24 protein-coding genes and 1 pseudogene are annotated in these 23362 nt (G+C 42.7%); 11 read left to right on the top strand and 14 right to left on the bottom strand.

From position 1 onward, the window contains the following. A complete protein-coding gene (locus FD723_RS23150; protein ID WP_179067459.1) occupies positions 1 to 285 on the bottom strand; it encodes a hypothetical protein in 285 nt (94 codons plus the stop codon). Positions 286 to 492: 207 nt separating this feature from the next. Between FD723_RS23150 and treY the strand changes: the two genes are divergently transcribed. After that, positions 493 to 3291: a malto-oligosyltrehalose synthase gene (treY, locus tag FD723_RS23145; protein WP_179067458.1), complete on the top strand. Its 2799-nt coding sequence runs from the start codon at positions 493 to 495 to the stop codon at positions 3289 to 3291. Between the two features lie 55 nt (positions 3292 to 3346). Continuing rightward, positions 3347 to 4870 carry a trehalase family glycosidase gene (locus FD723_RS23140; RefSeq protein WP_179067457.1) on the top strand — a complete coding sequence of 508 codons (1524 nt, stop codon included), beginning with the start codon at positions 3347 to 3349 and terminating at the stop codon, positions 4868 to 4870. Positions 4871 to 5314: 444 nt separating this feature from the next. Here the strand turns inward: FD723_RS23140 and FD723_RS23135 are convergent, their stop codons facing one another. Beyond that, complete coding sequence (locus FD723_RS23135; protein WP_179067456.1) at positions 5315 to 6157, bottom strand: methyltransferase domain-containing protein; 843 nt, start codon at positions 6155 to 6157, stop codon at positions 5315 to 5317. Between the two features lie 154 nt (positions 6158 to 6311). On the opposite strand from FD723_RS23135, the gene FD723_RS23130 reads away from it, so the two are divergent. Beyond that, positions 6312 to 7649, top strand: a complete 1338-nt coding sequence (locus FD723_RS23130; protein ID WP_179067455.1) for a TrkH family potassium uptake protein — start codon at positions 6312 to 6314, stop codon at positions 7647 to 7649. A 169-nt stretch (positions 7650 to 7818) separates the two neighbouring features. Beyond that, the gene (locus tag FD723_RS23125) at positions 7819 to 8514 is read left to right on the top strand and encodes a TrkA family potassium uptake protein (RefSeq protein WP_179067454.1); all 696 of its coding nucleotides are present in this window, start codon (positions 7819 to 7821) and stop codon (positions 8512 to 8514) included. A 119-nt stretch (positions 8515 to 8633) separates the two neighbouring features. Here FD723_RS23125 and FD723_RS23120 read toward each other — a convergent pair whose 3' ends face one another. Together FD723_RS23120 and queA are read right to left on the bottom strand one after the other, a co-directional pair. Beyond that, positions 8634 to 9737: a tetratricopeptide repeat protein gene (locus FD723_RS23120; protein WP_179067453.1), complete on the bottom strand. Its 1104-nt coding sequence runs from the start codon at positions 9735 to 9737 to the stop codon at positions 8634 to 8636. Positions 9738 to 9990: 253 nt separating this feature from the next. Beyond that, on the bottom strand, positions 9991 to 11175 hold the full coding sequence (gene queA / locus FD723_RS23115) for a tRNA preQ1(34) S-adenosylmethionine ribosyltransferase-isomerase QueA (protein WP_372743766.1): 1185 nt from the start codon (positions 11173 to 11175) through the stop codon (positions 9991 to 9993). Positions 11176 to 11447: 272 nt separating this feature from the next. On the opposite strand from queA, the gene FD723_RS23110 reads away from it, so the two are divergent. Next, positions 11448 to 11837: a hypothetical protein gene (locus FD723_RS23110; RefSeq protein ID WP_099103349.1), complete on the top strand. Its 390-nt coding sequence runs from the start codon at positions 11448 to 11450 to the stop codon at positions 11835 to 11837. A 69-nt stretch (positions 11838 to 11906) separates the two neighbouring features. On the opposite strand, the gene FD723_RS23105 is transcribed toward FD723_RS23110, so the two are convergent. Next, positions 11907 to 12413 (bottom strand): YraN family protein, encoded by a 507-nt coding sequence (locus FD723_RS23105; RefSeq protein WP_179067452.1) that lies wholly within the window; start codon positions 12411 to 12413, stop codon positions 11907 to 11909. A 104-nt stretch (positions 12414 to 12517) separates the two neighbouring features. On the opposite strand from FD723_RS23105, the gene FD723_RS23100 reads away from it, so the two are divergent. After that, positions 12518 to 13033 carry a pentapeptide repeat-containing protein gene (locus FD723_RS23100; RefSeq protein ID WP_179069243.1) on the top strand — a complete coding sequence of 172 codons (516 nt, stop codon included), beginning with the start codon at positions 12518 to 12520 and terminating at the stop codon, positions 13031 to 13033. A gap of 103 nt (positions 13034 to 13136) precedes the next feature. On the opposite strand, the gene FD723_RS23095 is transcribed toward FD723_RS23100, so the two are convergent. Then, positions 13137 to 13514 carry a hypothetical protein gene (locus FD723_RS23095; RefSeq protein WP_179067451.1) on the bottom strand — a complete coding sequence of 126 codons (378 nt, stop codon included), beginning with the start codon at positions 13512 to 13514 and terminating at the stop codon, positions 13137 to 13139. A gap of 163 nt (positions 13515 to 13677) precedes the next feature. Between FD723_RS23095 and FD723_RS23090 the strand changes: the two genes are divergently transcribed. Continuing rightward, complete coding sequence (locus FD723_RS23090; protein WP_179067450.1) at positions 13678 to 14457, top strand: Uma2 family endonuclease; 780 nt, start codon at positions 13678 to 13680, stop codon at positions 14455 to 14457. Positions 14458 to 14520: 63 nt separating this feature from the next. On the opposite strand, the gene FD723_RS23085 is transcribed toward FD723_RS23090, so the two are convergent. The 5 genes and pseudogenes from FD723_RS23085 to FD723_RS23065 form a co-directional block, all read right to left on the bottom strand. Further along, positions 14521 to 14679 (bottom strand): hypothetical protein, encoded by a 159-nt coding sequence (locus FD723_RS23085; protein WP_179067449.1) that lies wholly within the window; start codon positions 14677 to 14679, stop codon positions 14521 to 14523. Continuing rightward, positions 14676 to 14948, bottom strand: a pseudogene (locus FD723_RS23080) (hypothetical protein). The gene FD723_RS23085 and the pseudogene FD723_RS23080 overlap by 4 nt, the downstream one beginning before the upstream one ends. Before the next feature lie 186 nt (positions 14949 to 15134). Further along, complete coding sequence (locus FD723_RS23075; RefSeq protein ID WP_179067448.1) at positions 15135 to 15392, bottom strand: hypothetical protein; 258 nt, start codon at positions 15390 to 15392, stop codon at positions 15135 to 15137. A 66-nt stretch (positions 15393 to 15458) separates the two neighbouring features. After that, positions 15459 to 15974: an IS630 family transposase gene (locus FD723_RS23070; protein ID WP_256875223.1), complete on the bottom strand. Its 516-nt coding sequence runs from the start codon at positions 15972 to 15974 to the stop codon at positions 15459 to 15461. A gap of 44 nt (positions 15975 to 16018) precedes the next feature. Beyond that, positions 16019 to 16519, bottom strand: a complete 501-nt coding sequence (locus FD723_RS23065; RefSeq protein WP_179067447.1) for a helix-turn-helix domain-containing protein — start codon at positions 16517 to 16519, stop codon at positions 16019 to 16021. A 510-nt stretch (positions 16520 to 17029) separates the two neighbouring features. Here FD723_RS23065 and FD723_RS23060 point away from each other — a divergent pair. Continuing rightward, positions 17030 to 17365: a hypothetical protein gene (locus FD723_RS23060; protein WP_179067446.1), complete on the top strand. Its 336-nt coding sequence runs from the start codon at positions 17030 to 17032 to the stop codon at positions 17363 to 17365. 98 nt (positions 17366 to 17463) lie between these two features. On the opposite strand, the gene FD723_RS23055 is transcribed toward FD723_RS23060, so the two are convergent. Continuing rightward, positions 17464 to 17874: a hypothetical protein gene (locus tag FD723_RS23055; protein ID WP_179067445.1), complete on the bottom strand. Its 411-nt coding sequence runs from the start codon at positions 17872 to 17874 to the stop codon at positions 17464 to 17466. Between the two features lie 182 nt (positions 17875 to 18056). Continuing rightward, positions 18057 to 19811 (bottom strand): N-acetylmuramoyl-L-alanine amidase, encoded by a 1755-nt coding sequence (locus FD723_RS23050; protein WP_179067444.1) that lies wholly within the window; start codon positions 19809 to 19811, stop codon positions 18057 to 18059. Positions 19812 to 19895: 84 nt separating this feature from the next. Here FD723_RS23050 and FD723_RS23045 point away from each other — a divergent pair, with 84 nt between their 5' ends. The 3 genes from FD723_RS23045 to FD723_RS23035 all read left to right on the top strand — a co-directional run bounded on the left by FD723_RS23045 (position 19896) and on the right by FD723_RS23035 (position 22697). Continuing rightward, positions 19896 to 21533, top strand: a complete 1638-nt coding sequence (locus FD723_RS23045; RefSeq protein WP_179067443.1) for a CTP synthase — start codon at positions 19896 to 19898, stop codon at positions 21531 to 21533. Between the two features lie 141 nt (positions 21534 to 21674). Continuing rightward, positions 21675 to 22097, top strand: coding sequence for a hypothetical protein (locus FD723_RS23040; protein ID WP_179067442.1), 423 nt, complete (start codon positions 21675 to 21677; stop codon positions 22095 to 22097). A gap of 36 nt (positions 22098 to 22133) precedes the next feature. Then, the gene (locus FD723_RS23035; RefSeq protein WP_179067441.1) at positions 22134 to 22697 is read left to right on the top strand and encodes a Uma2 family endonuclease; all 564 of its coding nucleotides are present in this window, start codon (positions 22134 to 22136) and stop codon (positions 22695 to 22697) included. Between the two features lie 185 nt (positions 22698 to 22882). Here FD723_RS23035 and FD723_RS23030 read toward each other — a convergent pair whose 3' ends face one another. Then, entirely contained in the window at positions 22883 to 23359 is a 477-nt protein-coding gene (locus FD723_RS23030) for a restriction endonuclease subunit R (RefSeq protein WP_306296989.1), read from the bottom strand. Between the last annotated feature and the right edge of the window lie 3 nt (positions 23360 to 23362).

Genomic DNA, 23362 nt, shown 5'->3' with positions numbered 1-23362 from the left:
TTAAAGTTTCAAGTTCAAAGGTGCAACTTCCAGGCTCAAAGGTGCAACTTCCAGGCTCAAAGGTGCAACTTCCAGGCTCAAAGGTGCAACGTTCAAGCTCAAAGGTGCAACTTCCAGGCTCAAAGGTGCAACGTTCAAGCTCAAAGGTGCAACTTCCAGGCTCAAAGGTGCAACGTTCAAGCTCAAAGGTGCAACTTCCAGGCTCAAAGGTGCAACGTTCAAGCTCAAAGGTTCAACGTTCATGCTCAAAGGTGCAACGTTCAAGCTCAAAGGTTCAACGTTCATGCTCAAAACTCCCACCTCCTCATCTCCCTCATCTCTCAATACAAGTCAGTTAAGGCAAGAGACGCGATAAATCGCCGTCTCTACAATAATTCAGTCCCTTGTAGAAACGGAGATTTATCGCGTCTTTTATCTAGGGCGTATCATCAAAAAACCTTATCTGAACCATATTGCCTCATCTCCCTCATTCCCACTCGCCACGAAAAAAATATGCGAATTCCTACCGCCACTTATCGAATTCAGTTTACACCCCAGTTCGGCTTTGACAACGCTAAAGCGATCGCAGCTTATTTAGCAGATTTAGGTATTTCCGATTTATATGCTTCCCCCATTTTTAAAGCCCGATCTGGGAGTACGCACGGCTATGATATAGTCGATGCGACTCAACTTAACCCAGAATTGGGAACTAATGAATCCTTTGATGCCTTAGTTGATGAAGTTCAATCCCTTGGTATGGGCTGGTTACAAGATATTGTGCCTAACCACATGGCTTATACCAGCGAAAATCTTTACTTAATGGATATATTGGAACACGGGCCAGATTCCAGCTATACCGACTACTTCGACCTTTCTTGGAATGCTCCCTTTGGCGATCGCCAAGAGCGAATTCTCGCGCCGTTACTGGGAGATTTCTATGGTGCATCCCTGGAAAACGGACACATCCAACTGCAATACGAAGAAAACGGTTTAACTGTCAATTATTACAGCTTAAAACTGCCACTGCGGTTAGAATCTTACACAAAATTTATCACTCATAATTTAGGGAAACTCACTCGTACACTGGGACGCAATCACCCCGATTTTATTAAGCTGTTGGGGATTCTCTACATTCTCAAAAACGTGCCTTCAGAGGTTGCGGGTAAGCAGCGACAAGACCAGATTGCATTTATTAAAGGCTTGGTTTGGGAACTCTACACCACAAATGATGCTATCCGCGAGTTCATTGATGAAAATATCGAAACTTTCAACGGAGAGCCTGGTAATTCCGAAAGCTTTAACCTCCTAGATGAATTACTGAAGGATCAATTTTATCGTCTTGCCTTCTGGAAGGTTGGCGCGGAGGAAATGAACTACCGCCGTTTCTTTACTGTCAACGAATTGATTTCTGTGAAAGTTGAAGAACTGCGAGTTTTTAATAATACCCACAGCTTAATTCAAAAGCTGGTTGAGGAGGGCAAATTTACAGGTTTACGCATTGACCACATTGATGGACTTTATAACCCAATTCAGTATCTTGAAAGGCTGCGGGAAAAAATGGGTGATGTTTATATCACCGTTGAGAAGATTTTAGAACTCACCGAAGATTTGCCGGAAAATTGGGGAATCGAAGGTACATCTGGATATGACTTTTTAAACTACGTAAATGGCGTATTTTGTCAAACAGAAAATCAATCACAGCTAGATAAAGTTTACCAGAACTTTATTGGCTCACGGGTAGATTATGCCACGGTAGTCAAGGATAAAAAGCACCTAATACTGGAAAAGAATTTAGCTGGTGATATTGACAATTTGGCTCTTTTATTAAAGAACATTTCCAGTAAATATCGCTATGGTAATGATTTTACACTGAATGGACTCAAAAGAGCGATCGCAGAAGTTTTGACCCTATTCCCAATTTACCGTACCTACATTACGCCCGATGGAATTGGAGATAGCGATCGCGCTACCATTGAGAAAGTAATTCACCAAGCCAAAGAACAAACGCCTCTGTTACAGCACGAGTTAACCTTTATTGAAAAGTTAATGCTTCTAGAGTTTGATAATTCTCTAACTCAAACAGAACGCGAACAGTGGATATATTTTGTCTTGCGGATGCAGCAATACAGCGGCCCGCTCATGGCCAAAGGCGTTGAAGACACCACATTATATGTTTACAATCGCTTACTATCGCTAAATGAAGTCGGCGGTAATCCCGGTCATTTTGGGATTTCCGTAGCTGACTTCCATAGTTTTAATAAACAACACCAAGCAACTTGGCCCCACACAATGAACACCACCGCCACCCACGATACCAAACGCGGCGAAGATGTGCGGGCCAGATTGAATGTCCTCTCAGAAATTCCCGATGAGTGGGATCAGCAGGTAAATACTTGGAGTGCCATTAATCGAGGACATCGTAGCCATCGCCAAGGGTTCGCCATACCTGATCGCAACGACGAGTATTTTCTCTATCAAACTCTGGTAGGGGCGTTTCCCTTTGCCGAACACGAGCATACATCCTTCGTAGAACGAGTGAAGGACTATATAATAAAGGCAATTAGAGAAGCGAAAGTGCATACAGCCTGGTTGCGACCTGATAGCGAGTATGAAGAAGCTTGTGCTTCCTTTATTGAGAAAGTACTCGATCCTGCAATCTCCGGGGAATTTCTAGAAGCCTTTCATCCCTTTCAACAGCGAATTGCCGACTATGGGATATTTAATTCCCTTTCCCAAACTCTCCTGAAGATTTCCGCCCCTGGCGTACCCGACTTTTACCAGGGAACCGAACTTTGGGAACTAAGCCTAGTCGATCCAGACAATCGCCGTCCCGTGGATTTTGAACAGCGACGAACTTACTTAAGCACCATCCGCGAACAAGCAAAAGCAGACATTCTCGGACTAATTCAGGAGTTACTAAACCACAAAACCGACGGCAGAATCAAACTATTTTTAACGGCTCAATTACTGCAAGCGAGAACAAACTTTGTCTCATTATTCCAGGATGGCGACTATTTACCATTAGAACTTCAAGGAACCTACGCCAATCATATTATTGCCTTTGCTCGGCGAGAGGGGAATCAAACAGCGATCGCGATCGCACCTCGCTTTTTAACCAGCCTCATCCAGCCAGGAGACAACCCCTTAGGTGAGTCAGTTTGGCAAGATACCCACCTCCAACTACCCCCTGGAACCCCCCACACCTGGAAAAACGTCATAACTCAGGAACCCTTACAGTCCACAGAAACCCTATCTATCGGATCGGCTCTCGCTCATTTCCCAGTTGCTTTATTAGTTAGCAGCGCCGAGTAAAAACCTCTGCGTACCTCTGCGGTTCCCTTCGCGTTCCTTTGCGTTTAAAAAAATAATGACCACTCCCCCAACACTTACCGCCACGCAGATAAACAAAGTGCGCTTCCATATCAAAAAAACGTGGAAAACCTTAACGCGATCGCACGAACACCTATTACAATCTGCCAAAGATACCAAACTAGACCACAAAACCGACACTCCCTGGATTGTCTACATTTCCCCCTTAGAAGATTATCCCAACATTCAGCGTGTGTTAGAGCGATCGCTATATCCCAAAGATATGCAACAGCTACAAATTCGCACTTTGCCGTCAGAAGTGGAAGCGATTAAAGAGCATGGCTTACTATACCTACCAGGCCCTTATGTCGTACCAGGTGGTCGATTTAACGAAATGTATGGCTGGGACAGCTACTTTATATTACTGGGACTTTTGCACGATGAAGAATGGGAGCTAGCGCAAAGCCAGGTAGACCAATTATTGTACCAGGTAAAGCATTACGGTACTATCCTCAATGCCAACCGGACTTATATGCTCTCGCGATCGCAACCCCCCGTCCTCAGCATGATGGTTTTGGCACTATTCCAGCACACCCAGGATGAAGAGTGGTTGAGGACAACCGTACCGCTTTTAGAACAATTTTACTATTACTGGGTAGTACCGCCCCATTTGAATCCCGGAACCGGCTTATCCAGATTTTATGCCTTTGGGGAAGGCCCCGCGCCAGAAGTTGTGTTCTCCGAGCGAGATGAGGAGGGAAAAAGCCACTACGATCGCGTCAAGGAATATTACCAAACCTTTGAGGTTGAAGATTATGATGTCAATCTTTACTACGATCGGGAAAATGACCAACTAACCAACCTATTTTATAAGGGCGATCGCACCATGCGCGAGTCCGGTTTTGATATCACCAACCGATTTGGCCCCTTCAGTGCTGATATCCTCCACTACGCCCCTGTGTGCCTTAACAGTTTGCTGTATCAAGTAGAACAAGACTTGGCGCAAATTAACGATATTTTGGGGAACGAAGAACTGGAAAAACAATGGCGCGATCGTGCAGATATCCGCCGCGATCGGATCGATAAATTTCTCTGGAATGAAGAACGAGGACTCTATTTCGACTACCACTTCCAGAGTGGAAAACGCCGCCGCTACGAATTTGCTACCACCTTCTATCCCCTGTGGCTGGGAATTGCTTCTCAAGCCCAAGCCCAGCGCGTCATGGAAAATCTCTCTTTGTTTGAAGCCCCAGGCGGAATTTTGACCAGTACTCATGTCACCGGCAACCAGTGGGATGCCCCCTTTGGCTGGGCACCATTGACGTTAATTGCCATCCAGGGACTTCACCGTTATGGGTTTCATACAGAAGGCGATCGCATTGCCAACAAATTCCTAGCTATGGTAGTTAAAGAATTCGAGCGTCACAATACCCTAGTTGAAAAATATGATGTTGAGCGCTGTTCTGCCAACGTTTCCGACGATATTTCCTTCGGATATAGTTCTAACGAAGTTGGTTTCGGCTGGACAAATGGAGTCATTCTGGAACTTTTAGCAGCCGATGGAAAAAAAGTTCCTAGTTAAATCTGCGGTTAGAAGCCACAACGACACAGGCAAAACCCGCACAGGCGGGTTGAAAAAGCTTAATTTTCTCTTAGGTACTTCCAAATAAAAAAATATCCAATTAACTTTTGTGGGGTAGGCAAGATGCCATTAGTGTCAACTTAACGTGAAAGCAAGTCTAGAACTAGCTTTTAGATTAGACCTCTTGCAAAAGTGCCTTTTGCACTCTTGTCGGGAAAGGGGGAAAGGTTAAAGAGGAAAGGAAAATTCTATCCCTTTTCCCTTAACCCTTACCCTTTACCCGACTTATGCAAGAAGTCTATTGCCTTGTTACCTCGTTCCCAGTCTCCGACTGGGAATGCTCGTCTTTGAGGCTCCGCCTCTCGAAATCGCGACAGAGCCGCTTTTGAGTTGCATTTCCAGCCGGAGGCTGGAAACGAGGTTTTAAAGGAGTTTTAGCTTAAACTACTTATTCCCACACAATAAGCCAAACCGAACTAACCCGCGCTCATAACCGCGACGCATCAACCCTAGTGATAACGCCCCTTGAATGGTAGTCCAACCGGCATTGAGTAAGCCCCAAAGCGCTTGGGGAGTGAACGCCGAATCAATGACTACATTCCAAAAGGGGGCGACGGCAGTTGACCAATCGGCGGTGCGAATATTGCTTAATGGAAGTTGACGGGCTATACCTTCATACTCTGGTAAAGAAATCACATAAGGCAAACAATACACCCGATAAATATCCTGCAAATGCTTTTCTTCATCTGCCGTCAGTGGTAATTTATCAGTCGGTCGATGACACCAAGTCACCATAATTAACTTGCCACCAGGTTTCAAGACTCGATAGCACTCCTGGAGAAACTTCGTTTTATCTGGCATGTGTTCGCCACTTTCCAGCGACCAAACCAAATCAAAAGAATTATCAGCAAAAGGCATTGCTTGAGCGTTGGCCACTTGAAACTGAGTTCTCAGACTCAAATTCGCCTCCGCAGCACGTTCCGTTGCTCTGGCAGCTTGTACAGGACTCAAAGTAATTCCTGTAGCCCTAGCATGAAACTTTTCAGCCAGGTATAAAGAACTGCCGCCAATGCCACAACCCACATCGAGGATATTTTCTGCTGATTGTACCCCTGCCCAATTGAGCAGTTCTTCGATTAAATCAATTTGAGCTTGACGACGGTCTTTTTTCTGGCTGCCATCAGCCCCGTAGTAGCCGTGGTGCATGTGTTCGCCCCAAATCTGTTCCCACAGACCAGAAGAAGCATCGTAGAACTGCTGAATTTGCTGGTAAAGTGTTGCACTCATGAAAAAAGTAGTATTGAGACGAAGTAGAATTCAAAAAAAACATATAGGTTAGGCTACCATGTATGTTTTTAATTAAATAAGGTGTTTTTGTTTCCAAGGAGGTTAAACTCCAGTTTATCTTCCTTGGAAAAAAGTTTATAAATTTTACCTTAATATGACTGTTGCTCGCACAATTTGTTTGGGGTTTCTGGCTGTCATTGCTATCGGTACTATCCTGTTAATGATGCCTTTTTCAACTAGCAATGGTACATGGGATAACCTGATTGTGGCACTATTTACCTCCACATCCGCAGTTTGTGTCACCGGTTTATCAGTAGTTGATCCTGGTACTTATTTTTCTTTTTGGGGTCAGTTATTTATTGCGCTTTTAGCTCAGATTGGCGGATTGGGCTACATGACAACCACCACATTTCTGATTTTGCTCATTGGTCGGAAGTTTGATATGCGGCAAAAAATCGCCATTCAACAAGCTTTAGACCGACCAGGGATGAGTGGTAGCTCTCAAGTGATCCGTTCAATTATTGCCACAACTTTAATTTTTGAAATTACCGGAGTCTTCTTACTTCTACCAGCATTTGTACCAGAGTATGGGTGGAGTAAAGGACTTTGGTTAGCGATTTTCCATAGCATCAACGCTTGGAACAATGCTGGTTTTAGTTTGTTTAAAGATAACTTAATTGGATATCAGTCATCCTTTTTAGTCGTCTTCACTATCACCATGTTGATTATCTTTGGGGGAATTGGCTATCAGGTAATTTTAGAAATGTATCTTTGGTTGCGCGATCGCATTTTCCAAAAATCTCTTAAAAAGCAATTGTTGTCACTTGATTTTAAAGTTGCAACCAGCACAACCATTATATTATTAGCAATAGGGACAATTGCCTTTTTCTGTATAGAAATTAGAAACCCTGAAACATTTGGTTCTCTGAATTTAAGTGACCAGATATTAGTAGCTTGGTTTCAATCAGTTACTCCCAGAACTGCTGGTTTTAACACCATCGATATTAGCAAAATGACCACTGCTGGTCTATTTATTACAATTGCGCTGATGTTCATTGGTGCAAGTCCCGGTGGTACGGGAGGAGGGATGAAAACAACAACCTTGAGAGTCTTGACTAGTTGTACAAAAGCTATTCTCCAGGGAAAAGAAGAAGTTTTGTTGTACGATCGCAAAATAGCAATAAATTTAATTTTGAAAGCTGTAGGTGTCTTAGTAGGATCGGTAGCGACCGTGATTTTCGCCACGATTTTAATTAGCCTCACAGATCCAAAATTAGATTTTATTCAAATTTTGTTTGAAGTAGTATCAGCCTTCGCCACTGTGGGTCTTTCTACAGGCATTACAGGAACTATCTCTACAGCAGCAAAGCTGATCTTAATTGTCACGATGTACGTTGGCAGAGTCGGTGTTTTGCTATTGATGTCTGCCGTGCTAGGAGACCCCCGCCCTAGCAGAATTCACTATCCTGAAGAAAATTTACTTGTGGGATAGTTAGGGAGACAGAGCAGGGAATAGGGAATTGTGGAGAATAATTCTTGACTAATGACTAACAACTAAACTGATAAAATATACATGGGAAGGCAAAAAATAAAAATTTTAATTCTAGCTGTATAACCGTTTTTTGCCCTAAAAACAGGGAGCCATAATAAGGATAACAAGGGTGAATCTGTCATCATTAAATTTTTTTCGCAGTTTAGGCAAAGATAACCACCAATTTGCTGTAGTTGGGTTAGGTCGTTTTGGTAGGTCTGTCTGTTCTACATTGCACAATTTTGGTTATCAAGTGCTGGCAACAGATATTGATGAAAAACGAGTTTCAGAAGCATTAACTGAGGGAATAGTTAGTCATGCTTTGCAACTAGACTCTACAGAACCAGCCGCACTCAAAGAAGCTGGAATTTTTGAATTTGATACTGTAATTGTTGCGATTGGCAACTACGTTCAAGAAAGCATCATCACCACCCTAAATGTGAAAGAGGCTGGTGTTCCCCATGTAGTTGCTAAAGCTTCTAGTGAAGTTCACCGTAAACTGTTACGACGAGTAGGAGCAGATCATGTTGTTTTTCCTGAGTATGAAGCAGGTTGTGCCCTAGCGCGTACTCTTACTAAACCAGCAATTTTAGATCGGTTTGACCTCGATCCAGATAACAGTATTGTAGAGTTGATTGTGCCTGATGAATTTCACGGCAAAACCATCACTGAACTTCAACTTCGTAACCGCTACGGTTTAAATTTGCTAGCAGTAAGTCAGGATGGGAAATTTCAAATTAATCCTGACCCCACCAAGCGTTTAGAGCGTGGTTCAGCAATGGTCGTTATTGGTTGTAATAAAGATATCAATCGTTTGCCGATTTAAAAAGTTGGGAGTAATTCAATCCAAAATCAAAGTTACGTTTTAAGCTCACCAAAGATGCGACTCAAAATCTAAAATTGGCAGAGTTAGAAGTTATTAAGTTCTTTCTAACTCTGAGTTTTTTATTGTCCGGTATTCGTGGAATTAGAATGTGGTTCAGCTGATACAGGCACATTGCCAGGATTTGCCGGCGTTTCTGATTGATTTGGCGTCTGTGGCTCAGGTGTTTGTACTACATTACTTGTAGAATCTGAACTCTGAGAAGGAGTAGCTGTTTGACTGGCTTGAGGTTGCTGACTTTGCTGGGCAATTTGCTGCATTAGCTGCTCAATTTTCTGGGCTTGTTCAATGTTGCCTTGCTCACGATACTCATTATGAGCGCGTTGCAAGACTCCACTGGCTTTTTTGAACTCGCCCTGATTATATAAAGTTACTCCTAAGTTATAGTAAGCGGAGGCATTTTTCGGATTTTGACGAATAGATTGCCGATAAACAGAGATAGCCTCAGAAGCTTGACCATGCATTGCTAGCAAACTTGCCATGTTGTTGTAAGCTGTGGCATTTTTAGGATCTAGTTGCAATACTTGGCGATAAGAAGCGATCGCAGCTTCTATTTTTCCTTGTTGTTGCAAGGCGATCGCTAGGTTAAAATAAGCATTGCTATAAGTGCTATCTAGATTGATTACTTGCTGGTATGCTGCGATCGCATCCTCAACTTGTCCTTGTTCATACAGCACCAAACCCAGATTATACAGCGCTGCCACCCTTGTGGGATCTATTACCAAGCTCTGGCGATAAGCTGTAATCGCGGCTTCTTTTTCTCCTTGTCGGTGCAACGCTAACCCTAAGTTGTAATAAGCTTCGCTAAAATTGGGATTGATCTTAATCGCCTCTGTATATTCTTGTAAAGCTATATCCAGGCGATTTTGCTCCATAAATATATTACCCAAATAATTACGCGCTGCCCCAAGGCTAGGGTCATGTTGCAACGCTTGGCGAAAGGCATATTCCGCACCCTGTAGGTCTTTGCGGTTATAGCGCGTCACTCCCTGCTGGAAAAAGCTAGCAGCTTCCAAATCCTGAGAAATTGCGGTTTCTGCCAGCAACTTACTAACTGGTAAATTAGTAATTGCTGGTGCAGCCAAGACCAAAAATGCAGAACACCCAACAAGTGTCACCTGGCAAAATAAATTTAAGCCCTGAGAAAATAGGTATTTTTCAGACATGAATAACAGACCTGTACTTATTTTTAACTCCTCATAAGTCAGAGTACCCACCATGAAAGAAAAAATTCCAAATTCCCAACTTTTAACTCAATACGGTTCACTTAAGGGCTACTGGCAACAATTTTGGGTTTTAGAGACGCGATAAATCGCCGTCTCTACAAGTGTTTTGTTGCCCATTCTGAACTGTATTGACTTTTAACTCTGCCAATTTGAGATTTTGGATTGAAGAAAAAATCTCAAATTGCATAATTCCCTACTGTCTACTCCCTATTCCCACTGCTGACGGTAAAATTAGCATGGCATCACCGAAGGAATAAAAACGATATCTAAAAGCGATCGCTTCGTTGTATATATTCAATAACCGTTGTCTGCCAATTAGCGCACTTACCAGCATCAATAAACTAGAACGCGGTAAGTGAAAATTCGTAATCAAACCATCCACTACCCGCCATTGGTAGCCGGGATAAATAAACAAGTCTGTTTTACCACAATATGGTTGTAAGTTCCCAGATTTAGCCGCCCCTTCTAAAGCCCGTACTGCTGTTGTTCCTACAGCAATAATCCGACCGCCAGCAGCTTGAGTAGCACGAATTTGCTCTACTGTGGCGGCGGGAACTTCAATCCATTCTTCATGCATTTTATGGGTAGTTACGTCCTCCACTTCCACAGGGCGGAATGTACCTACACCAACATGTAGCGTTACAAAAGCTTGATTGATTTGGCGATCGCGCAACTGTTGTAATAATTCTGGGGTAAAGTGTAATCCTGCCGTCGGAGCTGCGATCGCTCCTGGCTGTTTAGCATAAACTGTTTGATACTGCTCATCCGCAGCTTCAGAGGTAGTGATGTACGGTGGTAGCGGGACTTCACCAAATACCTCTAACAGTTGCACCAAAGTCTTGCCCTCTGGTACATCAAATTGCAACAAACGCCCTCCGGTTGCTGCGTCTGTTTCTAGAACCGTAGCGGTAAGTTGGGGATTGGGGATTGGGGACTGGGGATTGGGGATTGGGGAAGAATCTTTATAATCCCCAATCTCTAATTGTCTTGGTTCAAAAATAATCTTTGTTCCCAGTTTGAAGCTTTTTCCTGGCTTAACTAAAGCTAACCAACAATTATGCTGCCGTTCTTCCAACAACAACACTTGGATTTTCGCACCAGTGGATTTATGACCATAAAGCCGCGCTGGAATGACTCTTGTATTGTTCATAATCAACAAATCACCAGAGCGTAGCAGTCCAGGCAAATCATGGAAAATATGGTGTAGGGATGCTGCTTCGATGCCTGTAGTGGGAGAATCAACTACCAGTAACCGCGAACTATCTCTAGGAACTGCTGGGTTTTGGGCAATGAGTTCTGGAGGTAGTTCGTAGTCATAGCCAGCTACCGAGCAATCTAATGCAAAATCTTTTGCTTGTGGACGAGATGTATCTTTCAAATTACCTTGTACTAGTTTTTGCTTTATTTAGTATTTATACTCTCTCAAAAAAGCTAGTTTAAGCTTTTCCTTCTAAAGGAACTTTAAGGGATCTTGGCTCAGTTTTGCCGCAAGGCTATAAGATTGTTACTATTAGGTAACACGGAAAACTTAACATAAAAATTGGGTAAACCTCCCCATCTAAAAACGGGGGCTTTTACCCTACCGGGAAGGGGCACTGATTGACGAATATAGATATGTAGGATTGGCTTTGATCCCAAGCACCAACAAACATGGAATACTTGTACTATCTGGCAAATGCCAGTCTAACCCTGAGGGTCGTTCAACACCTCCACGCTAGACCCCAGACACCAGTTTCGTTCGTCACCGTAATTCATCAAATTGATGGCTGGGTGGTTAGGATCAAACTCAAAGGTCAAGTCTCAGCCCAAGAAGATGGCGACTTTCGGGCTTTTCTAAATGAATTAGGAATTAGCTACGAACCGCCAATGAGGGTGCAAATGGCACTTTGGAGTTTGGAAGCGGGACAGTGCCCTGTGGATGTGATGCGTCGCTATCAAGTGGCGATCGTTTCTCATGGTAGCCCAGAGAGAGACGAAATTGAAGCATTTCGACAACAGTTTGTCCGAGGCTTAGGCTACTGTCCAGAAACTTTGGCGTGATACTTTTGGTTGTAACGCCACTACAAAATAGTTGGTTATTGGTAATCAAGATATTTTATCTATTACCGATTAACCATTATCAATTAAAGAGTCGAAAGCTGCCGGAATGTATTCTAGCAGCTTAAACTTATATCCGGGTACTGATGAAGTAGCTAGAGCTTCCTGGTTTGCAGTAACCCCAATTAGATTTTTTGGTATCTTTTGACAGTAGACAATAGCAACATCAAATCGACAAGAATAATCTGCTTTTTCTGGGTACTCAGCTAAGAATATTCCCGCTGTACGCCAGATTTTTGCTTGCTTTTGTGGGGTGATTGCGCTTCTTCCCCCAGCATCCCAACTACCTGAACTGCGGGTTTTGACTTCAACAAATGCCAGTAATGAGTCCTGAGTCCTGAGTTCTCCTGCTGCTTCCTCTGCTTTTCTAGCATATTCAGCGATGATATCAATTTCCCCCCAGCGGCTAGAAAAGCGACGATGGAGAATTACCCAACCTGTAGATTGCAACCATTGAGCTACTAGGTCTTCTCCTAATTGACCAATATCTGGATAATGAGATGGAGGAAGGTTAGCCATTGACTATAAATATCATGAATTCTGTGAATTCTAGGTTAAGCGATGCCTGCGGCGGTCTACGCCTACGCACAGCGGATTCTACACTCGACTCATCCCCAAAAAAAATGGGTTTGAAGTATAAAATACAACACAAGCTTTGGACAAGCATACTCGGCTTATTCCTGTGGGGAATAATTGGCATCACCGCAATAGTCGGTTTTGCTCCAACAGCTTTGGCACTCGAATATAATAAGGAAATTTTGGTTGAAGCTGATTTTTCAGGACGTGATTTAACAGACTCTAGCTTTACTAAAGCTAATCTTCGCCAAAGCAACTTCAGCCACGCTAATTTGAACGGTGTCAGCTTCTTTGCAGCAAATTTAGAGTCTGCGAATTTGGAGGGTTCTGATTTAAGAAATGCCACTTTAGACTCGGCTCGTTTAGTCAGAGCAAATTTGACAAATGCACTGTTGGAGGGTGCTTTTGCTGCTAACGCTAGATTTGACGGTGCAATCATTGACGGGGCAGATTTTACTGATACGCTGCTGCGTCCCGACGAGCAAAAAAAATTGTGCAAACTTGCCAAAGGGACTAATCCCGTTACAGGAAGAGATACGCGTGATACGTTGTTCTGTCCTTAGTATTTTCTATGTGGGCATGGGGCATTGAAAAGAGGCAGGGGGGCGGAGGGGAAAATTCTTCTCCCTGCTCCCTTATCCGCCTACTCCCCACTCCCTACTTAACCTACCAACCACGGGCACCAATCTTTTGACAAACAATTTGCATTCCTTTGCCTGGTGAAGAATCGGCTACAAAAGGTATTTCTCCTTTCTGCTGATCGTCTTGAAGTAGCTGTCCATCTGAGCTATAAATGGCAATACGATTCCGAAAAAGCCGCGATTCTTTGCACGAAGCATCAAAGGTAGTTTCAAAGATGCCATCTCCATAGATTCCGTAAAGCTTATATGTGGTGCCCTTAATAGTTTTTGTATCCAGAGCTACACTATTTCCTAATTGATCATGCCCTACAGTGATATACCTTTGTGTATCTTGGGCTATTGCACTACCATTACTCAATAAAATAGCGATCGCTCCCACCATACCGCCTAACTTAAAATACATACAGTTTCAAAATATAAGATTTCATATATTTCTATCCGCAATCAAAGGGGTTCTGGCAGGGTAAAAGCACTGAAATCAAGACAGAGCAAGGTGTTATACTAGCTCGTAACACCTTATGGGAAGCGTCAAACACTAAATAAATAGCTGCAATACTTTTCAAAGTATGAGTGAAACACTTGCCGATATTGGCATACCGCCTCAGTTTCCCGATCACACTCAACTACCAGAGTCGGATGGTACGTTTGTGAAAAACTTTCAAGAGCATCCCCAAACCGTCATTTTGACAGACTCAATTGCTCAAGTTTTGCAACGCCTACATCCAGATGGACAGTATTGCATTGGTCAAGATTGTGGTATTTATTGGCGAGAGACTGAACCACCAGAAAAAGGAGCAGCAGCACCGGATTGGTTTTATGTCCCTGGTGTAACGCCAAGGCTAGATGGCAAAAACCGTCGCTCCTATGTTTTGTGGCGGGAATACATACCGCCATTGATTGCTGTAGAACTAGCTAGCGGTAATGGCGATGAAGAACGAGATGTCACTCCTTTACCTCTAGCTGGTAGTCGAGAAGGCGCAAAACCGGGTAAATTCTGGGTATATGAGCGAATAATCCGAATTCCCTACTATGCTATTTATGAAATCAGTAATGACAAACTGGAGGTTTATCATCTGGTAGATTTTTCCTACCACAAAATGCAGCCTAATGGGCGAGGTCACTACCCAATTCCTCCTTTAGGAGTAGAAATAGGGTTATGGCAAGGAAGCTATTTGAATAATCCTGAGCAATTTTGGTTGCGCTGGTGGGATTTAGAAGGGAATCTGTTACTGATTGGTCAAGAAGAAGCTGAGTTGCAAAGGCATAGAGCCGAGCAAGCAGAACGAAAAGCTGCACAATTAGCAGAACGGCTCAGGGCAATGGGTATCGACCCAGATGTAGAGTAATACTTACTAAGTTATGGTAAGCCGAAAAACTTAGTAATCACAGGCAAAAGCTTACTACAGACTTCAACTAGCTTCACCGTAGTAAGCAAATCCACAATGTCTACGACGGGCTACGCCAACGCACCTTTCAATAAATTGAGGGCTGTTTTTGCTATGTTCTGCATGGCTCCATCTTTTGGTTTTGGCAGTGGAGCGATCGCAAAGTAAAGTCCCGTGTATCACTCTGCTGTCCTGAGTAATGTACCACCAACTGCATAAACGGCATCAAAACCAATTCTTTCTCCTCAAAGTGCTGCATCGGTTTGCTTGGATCGTAATCGAAGACTCGTTTCGACTAAATCATCACCGATTTCATAATCTCCTGTTTCAACATTAATCGAGATAATTTTGCCAATGTTCTCTTGTGTCTCAACTTTGGCACGGATACTTTTTTGATAGAGTTCCTTTCCACGTCGGGCGACTTCTTGGCTACTGAGCGTCGGGTGGGACATAAATAAATCCCCTCTTTAAGCTGCTAGATTCTTCACTTCATTGTAGAGCAGAAGCTACAGAGGTTAGAGAGTAATGTTTGATTCTGTGGGAGTTGGGAGAGCGATCGCATTTCCCACATTTGTATCAGTGGTGGAGCGACCGCTGTTTCTAACGTGAGAACCTTTCGGTAATTCGGGACTTTATTATCAATGCGATCTCCACAACCTGTAAACACCGTATCCAACTACTACTGCTAATGTTGCTGGTGCAGCCACTGTAACAGCAATACCTCCTAGCATTGTCCCTCCTCCGATAGCCGCTAATCCAGAAGTGATTCCAGCTGCACTTAGACCTGTAACACTACCTGCTGCTGAAATTGCACCAACTACTCCAGCAGTACCACCTGCTGCACCTAAAGCAGCACCAACACCACCTGCAATAACTGCTCCGTTATCTTCTTCCATCTTTTCGTTACCTTTAATACAGGGTTTAAATAAATAGCAACCTAAGTCAAGCTATTTAATACCAATTTAATATGAAGCTGCATAGAATAAAGCTTCCAAAATAAAGTTGTAAGAAGAGACAGAAATTACTTCCTCAAATGTAAGTTGGTCGAAGATTTCTTGGATGCGCTCGCGTAAAGCTTGTAAAGAAGAGAAAAGTTGATTTTTAAGAGGTTTTTTGAGAAATTGCCAAAGTCTCTCAATTGGGTTGAGTTCAGGGGCTGATGCTGGTTGAAACAGAGGAATAATATTCTCTGGCCAACAAATCTTTGAACTTGTATGAGCAGGTGCTTGATCAATCTGTAAAATAGCGTAATCACCACCTAATTGCACAGATAGCCAGTCCAGGAATTGTTGAAAACACTCGCCATCCAGTTTGGGGTACTCATAAAGAAAATGATCTCCAGTTAATGGTTCAATAGCACCATAAATCCAAAAGTTATCTCTAGGCCATTTCACCTTAACAGTAGGTTTAACGCCTGAAGCAGTAATCACTTTGCCTGTGAGAGTTTTGAGGCCAACCCTAGTTTCATCCTGGCACAGGTAGCGAACACACTTGCCGGGTGCTAGATGTTTTTCTAGACGATTCAGAATGATACCGAGTTTTTTTTAAACTCAGATACTAACTTTTCATCCTGCTTATGGCTTTGAGGACGTGGTACTTTTAGTTTTGCCCCTAATCGATATCGAACCAATGCATAAACCGTTGCATACTCGATATCTTGCCCCTGCTCTTGCTTTAACCACTCCACTATTGCACCATAGCTACTAAAGCCTTTTCCTGTTTTTAACTCCTCCTCAAGTGCCGCGATCGCTCCTTCAGAAATTTTCCGTTTTGCTCCCGGAGCTTTTTTTATTTTCAATAATTCATCTAGCCCACCCGATCTATATTTTTGTAACCACCTTGTCACCGTTGATGTATCTTTAGCCAAGCGTTTTCCAATATCTTGCTGCTCCTTGGCCTGCCCGCTTTTTATCCACCACAGCATAATAAGTTTTTCTTTCTGGTTCCCTAAATTGGCTGTTTGTAGGCGTTTTTTAAGTTCTTCTTCGCTCTCTGCGATTTCAATCTCAAAAGGGCGGCTCATGGTTCTTTTAATTTATCGAGTTTGTTTTCTCTATTATATGCAGCTTCATATTAAATTGGTATAAGATATTTGTGGCATAAAACTTTTCTATACACCTAGAGTGATTTATCTGAATTAATTTAAAACTTAAATCAAGATATTTAACACAACTAAGTATTTTTTAAACATACTTAATACTAAGTAATAGCTGTGATTGAACCAATACTGCCTAAAGCCTTAGTAAATTAAAACCGTGATTTCTCTGAGGTGTTTATAGCCAAAAGAGACTTAAATCATGGATAGAATATTTTTTCTAGTTCACATACTAATTTAGAGTAAAGTCGATGTTTTGGTTTTTAATCCCAGTTATTGGAGGTATTTTAGGTTGGCTATTCTCCGTTTGGGATGAATTATCAACTGAGATGAAGGAAAAAATTATTGAGATTGTCATCTCAAGCTTTGTAGAATTCTTCAAACAATACTATAAGTACTACAAAAATCAGTAAACTCAAAAAATATTGAACAAGATAAATGAATAATTTTGAGGATTTTTATAAAAATTTCAAGCAACTAGCTTATGCTGACACTACGGAAGAATCTTCAAGAACTCAAGAACTCTCAACAACTATAGCTGTTAATATTCAACAAGCTTTATTACCTGCAATTGGATTGTCGATAGGACTTGGCAATACACAAAAAGCAGAGGAATTTAGTAAAGGGGTTGCTAATTACGCTACAAGTGGTGAGGTTATCTCTTCTCTGAGCGAAAAAATAGGCAAGCCGAAGGAAAACGAAACCGAACAACAATTCGTAGAACGAGCGAACCAGATACTTAGGGAAATTTTAAAGAAAAAATTTAAAATTTAGGGCTTGAGCATAGCTTTGAGCAGTTGCGACAACTTGAGGATTGTTGTTAATGAGATAACTAAAGTGATTGGTATCCAGCAAATACATAAATTATTGGCTTAAAACTTCGCTTTTGAGCGAGTTGCATCAAGAAATGCTAGGCACTCCTCTAGGTCGTCTCCATGCCAAGTACCAGCAAATTTGAGCAAATCTTCACCTGTAGAACCTCGTCGGATAATAGATTGAGAGCGATCGCCACGTTGTTTGATTTCAGCGATCTTAGCAGCAAAATCTTCAGGTGGTTGTGCTAAAGTCTCATCTTCCAGAGGAGAATCGGGCGGAGTATGTGCTTGCTCTAAAGATGCCAGAATCGAAGCTCCAGTGGAAGGTGATTTGGTCACTTCTGATTGAGATGGAACTGTTTTCTGAAAACCAAGAAATGCTAGATATTGCTCAACCTGAGTCAGTTGGTCATCTGGAAGTTGAGCAATCTGTTGTTGAAGTTGACGGCGGCGGTCAAAGATAGTCATCGAACACCTCGCAGGAACCACTAAACTTTCATTTTACTTGATTTATATACTGCCAAATCAAGAGTATAACCCATTACATTCTATTACGATTAGAGATAGGTGATCGCAAATTTAGAATAGCTATTAATGTTTCAAGGCGATCGCACTCCACCAAATACAATGAGGGTAAAGTACCCCCAAATTTACTGCACACTCCTAAGCCACTCCGTAATCCCCTGAGCGATCGCATCAGCTATTTTCTTCTGTTCTTCTGGGTTTACCACCTGCTCAAATTCATCGGGATTGCTCATAAAACCCAATTCCAGCAACACCGATGGCGCAGCTGTCGGACGTGTCAGCGCCAGGTTATCCCAAAAAACACCATAGGAAGGTCTACCGAGTTTCTTGACTACATATTTCTGTAAAAATATTGCGAGGTTGTGGGCTTGGGGTTGATACCAAAAAGCGCCGAATCCCTTGGTTTTTTCGGCATCGCCATCATCGGGTAGGGAATTGTGATGTATGGAAAGTGCGATCGCAGGTTCTTCTCGACTGATAATTGCCTGACGTTCTACTAAAGAAACTTCGCGATCGTCTTCCCGCGTCATCACTACTGTTGCTCCTCGCTTCACCAAATCGTCCCGCAGCAACCTAGATACCACCAAATTTACATCTTTTTCTAAATATCCAGTTGGGCCACTGGCACCAGTTTCTTTACCTCCATGCCCTGGATCTAGTACAATCTTGAAATTAGCTAAAGGCTTGCGTCTTGTGTTCCCAATTTTAGGTGGATGACGCAAAGCCAAAACCAGGGTTGTGCCGTCGTATCTCAGCTTATATCCCCACTGTTGAGCTTTTTTGAGGTTAAAGGTGTATTTTACTTGTCCTGGGGCTTCCTGTTGCCAGTCTAGGCGATAAATTAGGGGGTTATCATCCAGGCGAATTATGTCTGTTTGGGCAGTGGTATTGTAGAGAGTGAGAGCGAGAGTTTGCTCACTTTGTTGTACGCTCACGGGTACGGGAACTTGCAAAGGGAAAACTATCTCTGTCGCACTAGGGAGTTGACGGTATCCGACACTGCGAATTATTGTTTGTGGCGGAACTGCACCAGGTAAAATGCGGGTTTCTTTACTATTAATCCAAGCGCCATAATCTAGGCGCAACCATTCACCTTCCCTACCTGTAACCGTTGCGCGTGTGCCTTTGGGCAGTGGTGTAAGTCGAGAATAATCGGTGCTAGGGCCAGTACGAGCAACGCCTGACTCTACTGTAACTTCAGAAATTGGCAACTGCGATCTTGAGAGGATTTCAATCTTACCAGATCCGGGTTGAGTTATCGTCTTGCCATCAAGGATCAGTTGAAATTGAGGTTTTCCCAAATCGGCGGCTGTTGCCACTGTGGTGCAACCTTGATAGTTGCCTACGCTAGACTGGGCATGAGGCTGATTTTGCCCTGTCAAAGCTGCCAAATTACTTGGTAGCTGTGCCTGTTCGGGTTGGGGTGAAAGGGTAATAGTTTGATTAGCCAGGGTTACAGAGACATTAGCGTTAGGGGGTGCGATCGCACTAAAACAAATTACTTCTCCTGGTAATCTGGCAATGTCAACTGCGGGAGTCAGGGAATCTTTCGCAAAGGCTACCCCCTGTGGTAGTTCCGGGCTATCGTTCAGCCTGATCACCTTAATCTTAAGTTCTTGATTCTGGCGACGCACAGTAAAAAGATTCTCCCCCAACTGCAAGGGGAAACTAGGGGAAAAATGACCAGCTTTGCTGCGGGTAATTGGCTTACTATTGATCAAAACCTGACCATCTGGTGGTGCAGTGCCCAGAAAGAAGATTTTTTGGGCACTTGTCTGGTAGTTTGTCTGGGGAAAAATAACTATAAGAGATGGCTGTGCCAATGCTATTGAGGAGGAGAGAATAAAGCCTAATATTACTAATCCTAGAAGTTTTTTCACAGCAAATCACAGAAGATTACACCACAATAACTGTGGCACAATGACGGGATGTATTTTTAGAAGTTGTTAGAAATTCAAACTACTATGACTAAGTTTATCTTTGTTACTGGAGGCGTTGTTTCCAGTATTGGTAAGGGCATTGTAGCAGCAAGTCTAGGGCGTTTGCTCAAGTCGCGCGAATATTCGGTGTCGATTCTCAAACTCGACCCTTATATTAATATCGATCCTGGTACGATGAGTCCCTTTCAACACGGGGAAGTCTTCGTTACCCAGGATGGTGCTGAGACAGATTTAGACTTGGGGCATTACGAACGCTTTACCGATACCTCGATGTCGCGGTTGAACTGTGTCACTACTGGCTCAATTTACCAGGCAGTCATCAATAAAGAGCGGCGTGGAGACTACAATGGCGGTACTGTCCAGGTAATTCCTCATATTACCAATGAAATTAAAGATCGGATTCTGCGAGTTGCTAAAAGTACAAATCCATCTGTAGTAATTACAGAAATCGGCGGGACGGTGGGAGATATTGAATCACTGCCGTTTTTGGAAGCAATTCGCCAGTTCCGTAAAGAGGTGGGACGGCAGAATGTGCTGTATATGCACGTCACGCTAGTACCGTGGATTGCCTCGGCGGGTGAAATGAAAACTAAACCGACACAACATTCAGTTAAAGAACTGAGATCCATTGGTATTCAACCAGATATTTTAGTTTGTCGCAGCGATCGCCCCTTACCCAAAGGATTAAAACAGAAATTATCGGGATTTTGTGATGTCCCTGAAGAATGCGTCATCACTTCCCAAGATGCCAAGAGTATCTATGAAGTACCGCTAAATCTGGAACGGGAAGGCATGGCAGAACAAGTGCTGAACTTGCTGCAAATGGAACAACGTAAACCAGATTTGACGCAGTGGCAAACCTTGGTACAACGGTTACATAGTCCCAAGCACGAGGTAGAAATTGCTATTGTCGGTAAATATGTACAGTTAAGTGATGCCTACCTATCTGTAGTGGAAGCGCTGAACCATGCGGCAATCTCGACTTATGGCAAACTGCGTCTCCGTTGGATAAACTCAGAAGACTTGGAAGGTGAACCAGCCGAAAATTATCTTGAGGGTGTCGATGGCATAGTTGTGCCAGGAGGTTTCGGGGTTCGGGGAGTGGATGGCAAAATTGCCGCGATTAAATACGCGCGCGATCGCCAAATCCCCTTTTTGGGTTTATGCCTGGGTATGCAATGTTCTGTGATTGAATGGGCAAGGCACGTAGGGGGATTAACAGGTGCTAACAGTGCTGAATTTGACCCTTATACAATTGATCCCGTAATTAATTTATTGCCAGGACAGCAAGAAGTAGTGGATTTAGGGGGTACAATGCGCTTGGGACTATACCCTTGTCGTGTTCTCCCTGATACTTTAGCTTTCAAGCTCTACCAAGAAGATGTGATTTATGAACGACATCGACATCGATATGAGTTCAACAACGATTACCGCGATTTGTTGTTAAAGTCTGGCTATGTGATCAGTGGTACTTCTCCTGATGGACGCTTAGTTGAAATTGTGGAACTACCCAAGCACCCATTCTTTCTTGCTTGTCAATTTCATCCAGAATTTCAATCACGCCCTAGTACCCCTCATCCCTTATTTAAAGGATTCATTCAAACAGCGATCGCTCTTTCTCTTTCCACATCTGGTACACCAACACCATTGGAGGTGTCATAACAATTAAAAATTAAAAATGACGCTCGCAGACTCGCTAACGCTGCGCTAAAAAAATTAAAAATTGCAACATTAACTTAGGGCTTCAGTAGATTTGGACATCCAGGGTGCATCATTCGTAAATTTCGGACTTGAGGAGATGTTGTGGCGTACTGGGTGAAAATCCTTTACGAGAGGAAAGAATATGTGGTGAATTTTGAGCGTGTCCATGCTTTTTGTTATGAGCTCAATGGCAGGGTGACTTTTTGGCTACCCGATAGTGCCATTCCCATAGTGATTAACCCGCAAAGTAATTTGGAAGATTATCAAAAGATTTTTGATTATTTAGAATGTGTGACAGGATTAGAATTAGATCACGCCCACTGGGTGAGAATAATTTACGAAAAAAATGAATATGTAATTAATCTCAACTGTATCAGTTCCTTTTGTCATGAACCGAACGGTAGGATAACTTTTTGGTTGCCAGATGGCACTATTCCCATCATCATCAACCCTGTGAGTAATCCTGAATCTTATGAAAAAGTTGTGAAATACGTTAAGAAAGCAACAGGATATTCTTTGTCTTAATATTAATTGTTAACGTGAAGCGCGAGGAAAGATTCAATGAATACTGTTGTGCTGAATCTAGAACCGATTGCTCATTTAACCGATGAGCAATTTTATCAATTGTGTGTTGCCAATAGCGATTTAAGCCTGGAGATGAATGCAGCCGGAGAATTAATTATTATGCCACCAGTAGGAGGAGAAAGCGGAAATCAAGAAGCTGGACTAATTACCGATTTAGAAATCTGGAATCGCCAAGCTAAGTTAGGAAAAGTTTTTAGTTCTTCAACTATCTTTATACTTCCAAATGGTGCAAAACGTTCCCCTGATGCAGCTTGGGTAAAGTTGGAACGGTGGGAAGCTTTAACACTAGAACAACGAAAAAAATTTCCGCCACTTGTACCCGATTTTGCAATTGAACTGCGTTCCGAGACAGATCGGCTTGCACCTATCCAAGCGAAAATGCAGGAATACATCGAAAATGGTTTGCGTTTGGGTTGGTTAATTAATCCTCAAGATAAGCAAGTGGAAATTTACCGACTCGAAAAAGCTGTAGAAGTTATGCAAATGCCGGCGATTCTTTCTGGAGAAGATATATTACCTGGATTTGAGTTGCAAGTATAGGTAGATGATAAGCCTCAATCCCTAATTCTCAGTGGGTAAAAGCACAATTAATTCTCCAAGGCGCTTCAATATAGTGAGTACTTGGTGTAGTTCTGAATCACGTTCAATTGATAGCGCATCAGATCGGGCATACCAAGGATGTTCTTGTTGAATCAATTTGACAAAAACAAATTCTCTCCCGTTGATTAGTAAACCAAAAGTCGGTTGTGCAGGATTTGGACGATCAAGCATATAAGCAAGTGCTTGAGGTAGGCTGTCATCACATCAAATTTACTGCTTTTAGATTCGATGACAAGTACCCAAAAACGTTTTTGGATGACAAGGACATCAATGTTTCCTTTAACGAGAAAGCTTTCGTCTTCGGCAGAAATCTCTACAGAAGTCTCGGTTTCAATCTTAAAAGGAGGTTGATAAAACCCAGCTAAATCGAGTAAAGGAGACAGTACTACCATCTTTACCGCCTCTTCTGACATCAGACGGTGCTTATTCAAGTTTAAATAGTTGCTTTTGACTCGTGCGATTGCTTGCTTCTCTGCATCAGTCAGAGTTGGTAAATTTTCTGTCCATTCTGGAAAGAAGTTGGTGTCTGTGGCAAGCTGCAAACCAAATTTTTCTTCTAATTCGTAAAGACTTATATCTCTCGCTGGGATTGTTTGAACCATAAT

It is taken from the genome of Nostoc sp. C052, assembly GCF_013393905.1.
Lineage (GTDB): Bacteria > Cyanobacteriota > Cyanobacteriia > Cyanobacteriales > Nostocaceae > Nostoc.
Note: the sequence above shows the minus strand (reverse complement) of the source record. Positions and strands in the feature narration are given on the sequence as shown.